This window comes from Aquimarina sp. AU474 (assembly GCF_900312815.1).
Lineage (GTDB): Bacteria > Bacteroidota > Bacteroidia > Flavobacteriales > Flavobacteriaceae > Aquimarina.
Genome location: NZ_OMPE01000005.1, coordinates 37,406 through 51,289, shown reverse-complemented (window position 1 = coordinate 51,289; position 13,884 = coordinate 37,406). Strand labels below are relative to the sequence as shown.

8 protein-coding genes are annotated in these 13,884 nt (G+C 33.0%); 4 read left to right on the top strand and 4 right to left on the bottom strand.

Going from position 1 to position 13,884, the window contains the following annotated elements; genetic code table 11:
* Window positions 1-17 precede the first annotated feature (17 nt).
* The 4 genes from DK508_RS02980 to DK508_RS02965 form a co-directional block, all read right to left on the bottom strand.
* Window positions 18-1,112 (bottom strand): heparan-alpha-glucosaminide N-acetyltransferase, encoded by a 1,095-nt coding sequence (locus DK508_RS02980; RefSeq protein ID WP_109299269.1) that lies wholly within the window; start codon window positions 1,110-1,112, stop codon window positions 18-20.
* Window positions 1,109-2,920, bottom strand: a complete 1,812-nt coding sequence (locus tag DK508_RS02975; protein ID WP_109299268.1) for a sodium:solute symporter family protein — start codon at window positions 2,918-2,920, stop codon at window positions 1,109-1,111. Before DK508_RS02975 ends, DK508_RS02980 begins: the two co-directional genes overlap by 4 nt.
* A gap of 108 nt (window positions 2,921-3,028) precedes the next feature.
* The gene (locus tag DK508_RS02970) at window positions 3,029-3,757 is read right to left on the bottom strand and encodes a LytTR family DNA-binding domain-containing protein (RefSeq protein ID WP_109299267.1); all 729 of its coding nucleotides are present in this window, start codon (window positions 3,755-3,757) and stop codon (window positions 3,029-3,031) included.
* A complete protein-coding gene (locus DK508_RS02965) occupies window positions 3,754-4,539 on the bottom strand; it encodes a sensor histidine kinase (protein ID WP_235016261.1) in 786 nt (261 codons plus the stop codon). Before DK508_RS02965 ends, DK508_RS02970 begins: the two co-directional genes overlap by 4 nt.
* A 491-nt stretch (window positions 4,540-5,030) precedes the next feature.
* Here DK508_RS02965 and DK508_RS02960 point away from each other — a divergent pair, with 491 nt between their 5' ends.
* The 4 genes from DK508_RS02960 (at window position 5,031) to DK508_RS02945 (ending at window position 13,875) form a co-directional block, all read left to right on the top strand.
* Complete coding sequence (locus DK508_RS02960) at window positions 5,031-8,150, top strand: SusC/RagA family TonB-linked outer membrane protein (RefSeq protein WP_109299266.1); 3,120 nt, start codon at window positions 5,031-5,033, stop codon at window positions 8,148-8,150.
* A gap of 39 nt (window positions 8,151-8,189) precedes the next feature.
* On the top strand, window positions 8,190-9,725 hold the full coding sequence (locus tag DK508_RS02955; RefSeq protein ID WP_160114543.1) for a SusD/RagB family nutrient-binding outer membrane lipoprotein: 1,536 nt from the start codon (window positions 8,190-8,192) through the stop codon (window positions 9,723-9,725).
* Between the two features lie 134 nt (window positions 9,726-9,859).
* Window positions 9,860-11,788 carry a glucosamine-6-phosphate deaminase gene (gene nagB, locus DK508_RS02950; protein ID WP_109299264.1) on the top strand — a complete coding sequence of 643 codons (1,929 nt, stop codon included), beginning with the start codon at window positions 9,860-9,862 and terminating at the stop codon, window positions 11,786-11,788.
* A gap of 95 nt (window positions 11,789-11,883) precedes the next feature.
* Window positions 11,884-13,875: a beta-N-acetylhexosaminidase gene (locus DK508_RS02945; RefSeq protein ID WP_160114542.1), complete on the top strand. Its 1,992-nt coding sequence runs from the start codon at window positions 11,884-11,886 to the stop codon at window positions 13,873-13,875.
* The last annotated feature ends 9 nt before the right edge of the window (window positions 13,876-13,884 follow it).

Sequence of the window (13,884 nt, the reverse complement as noted above, 5' to 3'; positions counted from 1 at the left end):
TAAAAGATTGTATGGTATCACACTTTGATAAAAACCTTCTTTTTATGTAATAAATAAGCTACGATTAGATAAAAACACACAACTAGTATAGCATAGATAAAAGATGAGAATTTAAGGCTCAAAAAATCATATACAAGAAATGTTTCAAATAACCAATGATGTATGCTGGTCTCTGCTTTTATAGTAATGAGGTAAAAAGATTTTGCTATAAAAATGGATAAGAAATATATGAGGATTGAATTGGCTCCTACTGCTTTAATAATATTACCTATCTGTATTTTTTTTTCATCCTGTATATAATATAAAAAGGCTAATACAATAGTTGCGTATCCAGCAGTTACAAGAACGAAACTACTTGTCCAAATAGCTTTGTTAATCGGAAAAGTAAAATCCCAAATATAGCCAGTTATGAGCAGTGCAATTCCTAATGTTAAAAGAATAAAATGTTTATTTTTTCGATAACTTATTAGTATTCTTCCAATAACCGAACCAATGCAAGCGGTTGCGATCGAAGGAATTGTACTTAAAACTCCTTCCGGATCATAATCATGCTTCCAGAGATGCCCTTTTAAAAAAAGAACATCAATATAATTTGCCCAATTATGAGTACTCCTATCTAGTGTAGGAGTTATATTATCCGGAAGAGGTACAAAGACCAGCCATACCCAATAAAGAATAAGACTAGCTATAATTAGTGTAATAAAATAGGCTTTACTACATATGATATATAAAATTGAAGTTATAAAAAAAACAACTCCTATACGCTGTAATACTCCTGGTATTCTTAGTGTATTAAAACTTTCGAAAAAAGGGAAATACGGTAGAAAAGCATTTAAAAAAAGGCCCAATACAATAAGTTTTAAACTTCGAGTCAATATTTTTTTAAACATGCCCAACTCCATTCTCTTTTCTCTATAAACTAATGCAATTGATATGCCTATTATGTATAGGAAAAATGGGAACACAAGGTCGGCAAAGGTTAATCCATGCCATTTTGCATGTAATAATGGAGCATATACATAGGACCAACTGCCAGGGTTATTGACTAATATCATAAGAATAATAGTAAGCCCTCTTAGAAAGTCTACAGAAGCTATCCTAGCATTAATCATTCAATTAGATTTTTACCTATTTTATTCCAAACTCTTTTAAGTAAAAAACCTGCTAACAATGTTGTTACACCTGTAATTGCGGCATTTTGAACCTCTCCATAAAGCATATAACCCGTTGTAAACAGGGCTCCATATACAAGGCAACATCCTAATAACATGGCTAATATCCCAGAGGGGACAGCCCATTTTTTATTATCGGTAACAATAGCAACATTTTTTTGATCAGCCTTATCAATAATTACTTTCCAACCGGGTCCACCTGGTTGTAATTTTTTATAAAAACTAAAAAGTTTTTCGTCTGTATCAGGTTTTGTTAGAAAAGTCACAATGATCCAAACAAATGTGGTTATAATAACTACAAATGGAATGCTAAACCAGGTAGGAAAAATACCATTAGTACCAAAAAGAGTTTCATTAACTCCAGATTGTGTTATGATTAGGGATATAATTCCCGAAGAAAACATAGCCGAGATTTCACTCCATGCATTTATTCTCCACCAAAACCATCTAAGAATAAATATGAGCCCTGTTCCCGAACCAAACATTATGATATATGTAAATATTTGTTCGGCATTATTTAATGCTAATGCTAGCAAAACACTTAATGCCATTAGTACTACGGTCGATAATCGACCAAACCCTACCATTTCTTTTTCGGTGGCATTAGGCTTTATAAATTGGCGATATACATCATTAACCAAGTAAGAAGCTCCCCAATTTAAATGGGTCGAAATACTTGACATATATGCAGCTATTAGAGAAGCTACTACAATTCCTAAAAGCCCACTTGGTAACTTGGTTAACATTGCTGGATAAGCTAAATCATGCCCTAGTTTATCTGCTGTCACATCTGGAAAAGCTTCTTGAATACTTGCCAAATCTGGAAATACTATTAATGATGTAAGTGCAACTAATATCCATGGCCATGGTCGCAGAGCATAATGCATAATGTTGAAAAAGAATGTGGCGCCGATAGCATGGTTCTCATTTTTTGCAGCAAGCATACGTTGTGCTACATATCCACCACCACCAGGCTCTGATCCTGGATACCATGAACTCCACCATTGTACTGCTAATGGTATAAATAGTAAAGTAATAACCGCTTCTTTATTTCCGAAATCAGGAAGTAATGAGATTTTATCGGCTACATTGGGATGGGATATTAAATTTTGTAACCCGTTAACTTCGGGTAAATTTACACAATAGTATGCTGCGCCTATGGCTCCAGCCATAGCAACAAAGAAAAGCAAGAAATCTGAATATACTACTCCTTTAAACCCTCCTAATGCGCTAAATATTACAGTAACTACAGCGGCATATCCAACAGTTTCTATTGCGCTTAATCCTAGCATTACTTGACCAATCTTTATGGCAGCTAATGTAATACCAGACATGGCTAAAACATTAAAAATCAAACCTAAGTATACAGATCGAAAAATTCGTAAGAAACGAGCTGGTTTTCCGGAATAACGAAGTTCATAAAATTCCATGTCTGTATTCACATTAGATCGTCTCCATAGACGTGCATATATAAAAACTGTAAGTAAACCTGTTAATAAAAAAGCCCACCAAGCCCAATTACCTGCCACTCCTTTTTGTCGTACAAGATCTGTAACCAAATTGGGAGTATCTGTCGAGAAAGTAGTTGCAACCATAGAGAAACCTAATAACCACCATGGCATGTTACGACCTGATAAAAAATACTCAGAAGCACTTTTTCCTGATTTTTTGGATACTATTAGGCCTATAAATAATGTGGTTAAGAAAAAAAATATGATGATTCCGTAATCGAGTTTACTTAAAGTCATTTTATTGTATTTGTTGATTAAGCATTTAAGTTGCTAATGATTTATTTTTGAAATGTGTTGATGCGTTGAAAATCAATTTTATTTGGAGAAACAATGTTGTTTGTATATTTATTCATTTAGAAGATTTCCTTTGTTTCTCAATATTTTTTGTTTGGCATGTATGGTATAATTCCGCCCAATAGGAATTCGTTTATTTTCTATTTCAATTTGGTTTCCTTCTATAGATTTTACTTTGTCGATGGCTATTGTATATGATTTGTGTACTCTGATAAAGTTTTCTTCGGGAAGTTCGTCAGTTATACTACTTAATGACTTATGAGAAACATATGTACCTTCTATACTAGATACTTTGATATAATCCCTTAAACTTTCTATATATAATATATCATGTAAAAATATTTTCATCAATTTCCGATCTACCTTCAAGAAAATATGAGGAGCTTGAGAAAATTCTGGAGAAGTTTTAGTTTTCTCCAAGTTTACAAATCTGGCCATTAATTTATTAATAGATTTTAAGAATCGATTAAATGGGATAGGTTTTACTAAATAATCTAATACTTCTAATTCATAACTCTCGATAGCATATTCTTTGTATGCAGTGGTTATAATAATTTGAGGGTACTTATTAAGACTTTTTAAAAACTCGATACCATTCATTCTTGGCATATTAATATCCAAAAATATTACATCGATATCACCACTTTCCAAAATTGGTAAGGCTTCTAAAGGATTCTTATAAATACCAGAAATCTCAATGTTCTTAAATTCTTCTAAGTATGATTCTATGATACCTACAGCTAAGTGCTCATCATCGATTATAATACTTTTAATAATCATGTTTTAGGGGTTTTTAATGTGACCTTATAGATCTCGTCTGTAGTTTCTATTTTAAGTTCATAATTTTTTCCATACAATAAATCTAATCTTCGTATAACGTTTTTTATACCTATACCATTTTTAAATTTAGATAAAGTTTTTGGGTCATAGCTATTTTCTGATATAAACGTTAATGTTTTATCCTCGGCTTCAAAAAAAACCTTTAAATCCATTTGCCCATTATTTTTAAAACCATGTTTAAAAGCGTTTTCAATGAAAGGTAAAAAAAGTAAAGGAGTAACTTCTATATTATCGATATTACCAATAATATTTACTTCAGTATTTATTAGATCACCATATCTTATGTTTTCTAAATCTATATAATTATCAATATATCTAATTTCTTGTAACAAAAACACCTTTTTTTTATTTGCATCATATATTATATATGACATAAATTGAGATAATTTAACAACAACTTCAGAAGCTTTTGATGATTTATGCAGAGTTAATGCATACAAACTATTAAGCGTGTTAAAGAAAAAATGAGGTTGTATTTGAGCTTTAAGATATTGCAATTCTGTTTTATAGTGTAGTGCTTTAAGTTGCTGATTTTTGCTCCTTTCTAAAATAAAATCTACGCTAAACTTTATTGATGAAGTAAGTCCTAATACATATAATTCGCCAAGTGTAACTGCTATAATATGATTAAAGCCAAAAGGCTGATTTTCTCCTTGAGCTTCTGGCCATATGTTTTCGGTAACAAGCCAATAATTTAAACCAGACCTTATTATATAATGCATTCCCAAGCTAAGAATTAAGAAAACAATATATTTGAGATACTTGCTCCTTAATAAGTACTTAGGAATAAGATAATAGATATTAAAATATACAATTATCAAATGGAGCGGGAATTCTACCAAATTCGATTTTAATGAATACCAATAATCATTGAAATAACTACCCCAACGTATCACATTAAAAAGAAAATAGGCACTCCAAAAGAAAAAGTGATATTTCCTTTTAATTGTCTTTCCCACGGGATTATCATAATTTTTAACTTCCTCTATATACAATGCAAAATTCCTTAAGTAATCATTAAAAACTGGTAAAAAGTATTACTAATTGTGTTAAAAAACAAAAAATAAACAGATAACAAAAAATTAACATTCGGGATGTCTTTTCATACATGTCGTTTGTTGTTTATTTTTTGTAGTTGGTATAAAAAAAATTTTTAAAGAATCGCGATTCCATACTTTAGAAGCAGTAAATAATCAATACAAAAGGAGAAAACATGAAAAAACTATTTTTATTCTTATTTCTATTTTCATTAGTAATACCTAATGTATTCTCGCAAGAGATACAGGTATCTGGGACTGTTACAGATTCAGATAAAAACCTTCCATTACCAGGTGTAAATATATTAGTAAAGGGAACTAGTATAGGAGCACAAACAGATTTTGATGGTAATTATACAATTAAGGCATCAACAGGAAATATTTTGGTGTTTTCTTATCTAGGTTTAAAAACTATTGAAGTTGCAGTAGGCACATCAAACAAGATTAATGCTGTCATGGAACAAGATTCAGAACAGCTAGACGAAATCGTTGTAACGGCATTTGGTATAAAACAAGAATCAAAAAAACTCGGATATGCAGTGCAACAACTTAAGTCTGAAACTTTGGTTCAAACTGCAGATCCTAATATTGGATCTGCTATTCGAGGAAAATTAGCAGGAGTTAATATTAATGCAAATTCAGGAGGTATAGGATCTTCGGTTTCTATAAATGTAAGAGGAATTAGTTCTTTGAGTCCTAATAATCAGCCGTTAATTGTTTTGGATGGTGTGATTATCGATAACAATCAAGGAGCGCAAGGAGATTTTGCTGAAGGAGTTGATTACGGAAATACATTATCGAACTTAAACCCAAATGATATAGAGAACATTTCACTCCTTAAGGGAGGAAATGCTACCGCATTATATGGATTTAGAGGAATTAATGGTGTTTTAGTAATTACCTCAAAAAAAGGAAGATCAGATCGGCCAACTGTCGAAATAAATACTTCTGTAACAGGAAGTTCTATTCTTAGAGCACCAAAACTTCAAAATCAGTTCGGTCAAGGTTTTTTTGACACAGCTAATAACGAACTTACTTATAGTATTACAGACGGTAATAGTTTTGGGCCTAGATTAGACGGATCTCAGCGCGAACGATTTGATGGTGTAGGGACGGCACCGTATTCTGGAAATGATAATGATTTCAAGGATTTTTTTAGAACTGGTTTTTCTTTTCTTAATTCAATAGCTGTCTCTCAAGGTACGGCAGATTATGATTATCGTTTTAGTTATTCTCGATCAGATGATGAATCTATTGTACCAGGAAGTGAATTGGTTAGACAGAATTTTAGTATCAAAGCAGGTGCAAAAATTACTGATTGGATGAAAGTTGTAGGAAAAATTGATTACATTAATCAAGATGCAAGAAATAGACCAGAGTTAACAGGAGGTCAAACAAATATAACACGAGCTCTTTCTTTGCGACCAAGAAATATCTCAAATACTTTACTTAGAGATAATTTTTTAGAACCAGATGGCACACCAAATACTTGGGCAGGAGCCTTTTTAACGAATCCTTATTATACAGCGAACGCAAAGTTAAACGAAGATGAAACAGATCGTTATTTAAGTTTGTTAGAGCTTAATTTTGATATTGTAAAAGGATTAAAAGCTATAGCAAGAGTTTCTCAAGATCATATTGTAACCAGTCAGCAAATATTTAACCCTCTGGGTGCTTTTGATATTGCTGCAAATGGTAGATTTATTGATACAAACTCAACGTCTAGAACGAATAATTATGACCTTATATTTACTTATAATACCAACTTAAACAATGCTATAAGTTTGGCTTCTACAGTAGGGTTTAGTCATTCTGATGTTTCATTTAAATCATTACGAGCTACAGGAGAAACATTTTTAATACCAAATTTTTTCTCTTTAAATAATTTTGAAGGTGTAAGTGTTACTCCTGGTGCAGCACGAAACTCATCTAACTCTGTATTTGGATCGGTTACATTTGGAGTTAATGACTTTTTGTTTACCGAATTTACAGCTAGAAATGATTGGAGTTCTACATTACCTATTGATAATGCATCGTTCTTTTACCCTTCAGTAGGTGTAAGTTTTGTAGCTACAGAAGCTATTCCGGCGCTTAGAGATAATGAGGTATTAACAAATTTAAAATTGAGAGGTAGTTATGCGCAAACCGGAAATGCAACAGGCGCTTTTTCACTCGTTAATACATTTAATGTCTCTTCTAATTTATTTAATGGACAGCGATTTTTCTTTTTCGGAAATGCAGAAGAAGGCGCTGGTGCTGGCCCGCAACTTAAAAATCCAAATCTTGTTCCAGAAATTTCTAACACTTTAGAATTTGGTCTTGATGCAGGTTTCCTAAGTAATAGAATAAATTTGTCGGCAACATATTATAGTATACGAACCGAAGATCAAATTCTCAGTTTAACACTTACTCCAGCTAGTGGAGCGGCAAATCAAGTTATTAATGCTGGATTAGTTACGAGTAAAGGTCTCGAATTTTCAATTAATGCTGATATCATAAAAAATGAAAATTTTAGCTGGTCGACAAGCATAAACTATACTACAAACGAAAATGAAGTAAAAGAATTAGCGCAAGGAATCACTCGAAACCCTTTATTTACTGATTTTAATGGTAGGATAATAGTGGCAGCCGAAGTAGGTACAAGCCCACAAGCATTATTTGGATCTACGTTTAATAGAGACGATAATGGAAATATAATTTATGATACTGCAGGTCTTCCTGAAGTAGGTGAAGTTGGAAAAATTGGTGACGCCGCACCAGATGCTTTTGTAAACTGGGGAAACACATTTACATACAAACAGTTTTCTTTAGGGTTCTTATTTGATGCTCGTTTTGGTGGTGATATCTTTTCTTTTTCAGATAGCCAGAGACATACAAGTGGTACCGCAATCGAGACTCTAGAAGGGCGAGAGTTTTTTACAGGAGGACAAGGAATTGCTTTACCTGCCAATGCAGTAATCAATGGTACTTTGAATCCAGGAGTAGCAGAAAATGGCGTGAACCCACAAACATATTGGGGTAGAGTAGGAGGAATTTCAGAAAACTGGATTGTTGATGGAAGTTTTATTAAGCTTAGAGAAATTTCATTAGGATATTCTTTTCCTAAAAAAATGATTAAATCTTTAGGGTTAAGCAATCTATCATTGAATTACATAGGAAGAAATCTAGCAATACTTCATAGTAACACAGATAATTTTGATCCAGAAACTGGATTTAATACCAGTGTAGGCGGGCTCGAATTTTTCGGGATACCATCAGCTTCTAGTCATGGTTTAAAAGTAAACATGACTTTCTAAATGATTATAAATAAAATGTTGGATGTAAATAAAAATAATATGAAAACTAAACAGAATGTATTAATAGCATTAGCTACTATTTTTATACTGGCAATGACGGTATCCTCGTGTACCAAAGATTTTGAAGAAATCAATACAAACCCTGTTGATCCAGAAAATGCTTCTATAGATGGAATCATGGCTGGTGTACAATATTTCGAATTCGCTGAACCTCGTTTTTTGACCTGGAGAGGAAATCTAATTTACTCAAGTCAATTCGCAAATCAGTTTAGTTATAATGCTGAAGGTTCTTGGTTTGGAGGTGATGCTTATGTGAATAACCAAGGTTGGACAGACGCTATATTTAATGCATCGTATCAAAAAGTTTCTCTGAATGCTAGGAATTTATTAGGAACCTATAATGATTTAGGAGATGCTAATGGGGCTGCAGTAGCACAAATAATGATGTCTTGGTTTTATCAAAAAATGACAGATATCTATGGAAATATCCCATACAGTGAAGTTATCGGAGATGAACTTATATTAGAAAACCCACAGCCTAAATATGATAACCAGAAGGATATATATATGGGTATCCTAACAAATCTTAAAGCGCAAATGGATGCTATAGGATCTTCTACACAAGTAATACAAGGAGCTGAAGGGGATTTTCTATATCAAGGAGATCCACAAAAATGGAAAACTTTTGCAAATACACTTCGACTTAGAATGGCGATACGGGCAAGAGATGCGTTCATTCAATCTGGTGATCAGGCATTTGTAGATGGAGTAATTAATGATTGTTTGAGTAATGCATTGATAGATGAATCTAATCAAGCCCTAGTATCGAAATCAGAAAGCGCACTGATTTTATCATTTCTTGATGGAGGTTTTGAAGATATATATCATGGATTTGGAGGTTTAGGATCTAAATGGGTGTTTTCGGATCGCTATATGGGGTTGTTAAATGATAATAACGATCCTAGAAGAGAGCAAATGGCAGAAGCTTCAACAACAGGAATGTATGAAGGTACAGCAATTTCTCAAAGAGGAGTAATCCCAAGAGATGATCTTGCCATTCCATCTGTGAAAATAATCGGTACTTCTACTACAGATGTTGCCAGTGTAGTTCCTACACAAGTATTTACCGCCGGTGAATCCTATTTTTTACAAGCCGAAGCTGCCTTACTAGGGTATTCAGGAAATGCTCAATCATTATATGAATTAGGAATAAGAGCAAGTATGAATTTTTGGGGTGTTGAAGGATCAGATATCGATGACTTTATTAGAGACGAAGCTATAGCAACTTTATCAGGTACCCCAGAGCAACAATTAGAGAGTGTATGGAATCAACGTTGGTTGGCATTGCTTATGAATGGATATGAGGCGTGGTCTTTAGTTAGAAGAACAGATCTTATTCCTACGCTTACGGATAATGACGTGTTTTTTGTTTCGGCTCCAAACAATGGTAGAGTCCCGAGAAGACTACAATATTCTACAGGAGAACTTGTCGCGAACGAAGCAAATGTACAACAAGCAATCGAAGATCAAGGACCAGATCAAATGACTACAAATTTATGGTGGGATATTCAATAACCCATTAATATTCAATCTTAGAAAAAGATAAAACAATCACATTAATATTAAAACAGATTCGATTAATGTGATTGTTTCCAATCAGAATATAGAAATGTGTACACATTAGTTCAATACCAAAATTAAAATTGATAATGATAAAAGATATTAAATTCAGACAAGTAGGTAAGTTCGAGGACACGAAATTTGAAAAAATTCATAGTGAAATATTTCAAGAATCTTCTTATGCATCTAAGTTAGTTGCTCATGAAATATCTGATCTGATTAAGCAAAAACAAAAAGAAGGTAAACCTTGTGTTTTGGGATTGGCTACTGGATCGTCTCCGATAAAAGTTTATGAGGAATTGGTGAATTTATATACTCAAGGAGAATTGAGTTTTAAAAATGTAATCACATTTAATCTGGATGAGTATTATCCTATGAATCCGGATAATCAGCAAAGTTATTATCATTTTATGCATCAGCATCTTTTTGATCATATTGATATAAACCCTCAAAACATTAATATTCCATCAGGTAATATTGCTCAAGAAGAAATAGACCAATATTGTATTGATTATGAGATGAAAATCAAAGAGTTAGGTGGTCTTGATTTTCAGCTTTTAGGAATCGGAAGAACTGGACATGTAGGATTTAATGAACCTGGGTCTCATCAAAATTCTGGAACGAGAATTATTACCCTGGATCATATTACACGTAGAGATGCTGCATCAGATTTTAATGGAATAGAAAACGTACCAAAACGTGCTATTACAATGGGGATAAGTACTATTATGAATGCTAAGCGAATTTTACTTTTAGCTTGGGGGCATAAAAAAGCAACTATCGTTAAAGAAATGATCGAGGGTAAGATCATTTCAAGAATTCCGGCTTCCTTTTTACAAGAACATAAAAATGTTACCATTGTTATGGATAGCGAAGCGGCTGGTGAATTAACAAGAATTAAAACTCCATGGCTGGTTGATCAATGTATTTGGACAGAAGAGTTAAAATTAAAAGCTGTTACCTGGTTAAGTCAAAAAGTAAATAAACCTCTACTTAAATTAACAGATAAAGATTATAATGATAACGGTATGTCTGGCCTTCTTACATTAGAAGGGTCTGCTTATAAGCTCAATATCAAGATGTTTAACCATCTACAACATACAATCACAGGTTGGCCAGGAGGTAAACCAGATTCAGACGATACCAAACGTCCAGAGAGGGCACTTCCTTCTAAAAAAAGAGTACTATTATTTAGCCCACATCCCGATGATGACGTTATTTCTATGGGAGGTACGTTCTCAAGATTAATTGATCAAGGACATGATGTTTATGTTGCGTATCAAACTTCAGGTAATATTGCAGTGACGGATGAAGAAGCTTTGAAATTTGGAGAAGTAGCTATAAAGCTCACCGAATTTGCGAATACTCAAGAATGTGATGTTTTTAAGGATATAGTAACTACTATTAAATCTAAAAATCAAGGAGATATTGATGCCCCCGAAGTAAGAAAAACAAAAGGGTTGATTAGAAGAATGGAATCATATGCAGCTACGAGATACTTAGGGTTGCCAGATCAAAAAGTACACTTTCTTGACCTTCCATTTTATGAAACGGGACGAATAAAGAAAAATCCAATAGGAGAAGATGACATCAGTATTATCTCCAATTTAATTTCAGAAATCAAACCGCATCAAATATATGCCGCAGGAGATTTGGCAGATCCTCATGGAACACATAAACTTTGTTTAGACTCCATATTCGAATCATTGGATCGCCTTAAAAAGCTTGACTTTATGAAGGATTGTTGGGTTTGGCTATATAGAGGTGCTTGGCATGAATGGGATATTCATGAAATAGAAATGTCAGTACCGCTAAGCCCCGATGAGGTAAATCGAAAAACAAATGCTATTCTATTTCATCAATCCCAAAAAGATAGGGTGATGTTTCAAGGAGAAGACTCTAGAGAATTTTGGATGAGAGCGCAAGACAGAAATAGAAATACAGCAATACTATATGATAATCTTGGGTTAGCCAACTATGAAGCTATTGAAGCTTTTAAGAGATATCATTTTATTTAGTGACAGGCAAGTTTAATCTCTACAATTTTGAAGATGCAAGTATTATGTGTGATTTAAAAAATAAAATCGTAGTCTTTTTCATAGTGGTACTATCTATGATGCACTTTTGTTATGGGGTGACAGATAGTATTGGTACTACTAGTAGAGATGTAAATATTTTGCCTTGGCCTAAACATATTTCATTGGAAAGTACAGGTCAGTTTGTACTTTCCAATGATTTTTCGGTACATGTAAAGGGAGATTATAATCCCAGAATTAATACGGCCATATCTTATTTTCTGGATAGAATCGATCAAAAAACAGGAATCTTATTCATAGACAAGGATATAGTTGGCGATAGTCACAAGAGTAATCTTATTATTAGCATAAAACGCCAGGGTGATTTAGAATTATTTGAAGATGAGTCGTATACACTAAAAATTACAGCATCCAAAATTCTTTTAAATGCTACAACAGATCTAGGCGCAATACATGGTTTAGAAACATTATTACAGTTATTAACTCATAATAAAACATCATTTTTTTTTCCTTTAGCAGATATTGCCGATACGCCAAGATTTCCTTGGAGAGGGTTAATGATAGATGTTGCAAGGCATTATCAGCCAGTTCACGTTATTAAACGCAATATAGCGGCTATGTCGGCTGTGAAATTAAATGTGTTTCATTGGCATTTAAGCGATGATCAAGGTTTTAGAGTAGAAATAAAAAGTTATCCAAAGTTGCAAGAATTAGCTTCTGATGGATTGTATTATACTCAGGAAGAAATTAAGGAAGTTGTTCAATTTGCATCAGATAAGGGAATACGCGTGATTCCAGAAATTGACGTTCCTGGCCATGCAACAGCTATTCTTACTGCTTATCCCGAATTAGCAAGTAAGGATACACTATATCATATAGAACGCGGTAAAGGAGTTTTTGATGCTACTTTAGATCCAACGAATAAACAAACATATGAATTTTTAGAATCTATTATATCAGAATTGGCAGTGCTATTTCCTGATAAATATTTTCATATCGGAGGAGACGAAAACAAAGGGAAGCATTGGGGTGAAAATATAAAAATCCAAGAGTTTAAGAGAAAAAACAACCTGAAAAACAATCATGAAATTCAGACCTTTTTCAATATTAAATTACAAGAAATATTGAAAAAGAATGGAAAAATAATGATGGGATGGGATGAGATATTTCAACCTAATTTACCAAAAGATATCGTTATTCATTCTTGGAGAGGAAAAGAAGCGATGATCGAATCGGCAAAGAAGGGGTATCAATCTATTTTATCAAAAGGATATTATATTGATTTACTCTTTGATACAAAAACACATTATGTTAATGATCCTATTCCTTTGGATCATGGTTTGAAACCACAACAATTAAAAAATATACTGGGAGGAGAGGCAACTATGTGGGCAGAATTGGTTAGTTCGATAAATATAGATTCTAGAATATGGCCAAGAACAGCAGCTATTGCAGAACGATTTTGGTCCGAAAAAACCATTACAGATTTCAATAACTTAATTCCTAGACTTAATGCTGTAAGTATCTCTTTAGAAGATCATGGTCTAACACATTTAAAAAGTAGAAGACAAATATTGAGAAATCTTTTTCAAACGTTAGACATCGAACATCTTGTTGTATTATCAGAAGTCTGTAAACCGATAACAGCTCGCGAACGAGTTGGTCAATTTTATAAAACATTTCACCCGCTTACTTTATTTGTTGATGCGTGCACTCCCGATACACCTCAAACGATTCGTTTTTTTGGACTAGTACAAAAGTTTATGGCAAATCAAGAGAATAAAGAGGAGATCATAGAGATGTTAACGCTCTGGAAAGAAAATCATCAAAATATAATGGATAGTACAAAAAATCCAATACTAAATGAATTGTTAGAACTCTCGAAAACACTTGAAATGCTTTCAGAGATGACACTTAAAAAAATTAAAAATGAAGAAATATTCACTGTCCAAGAATTAAAAAAAGCAGATGACCTTTTGGTTATAGCAGATATGCCAATACAAAATGTTCGATTGGCTATTGTAGATGAATTTAAATCTCTGATAAAAGCAATTAATACTCATTATTAAGAAAATGGC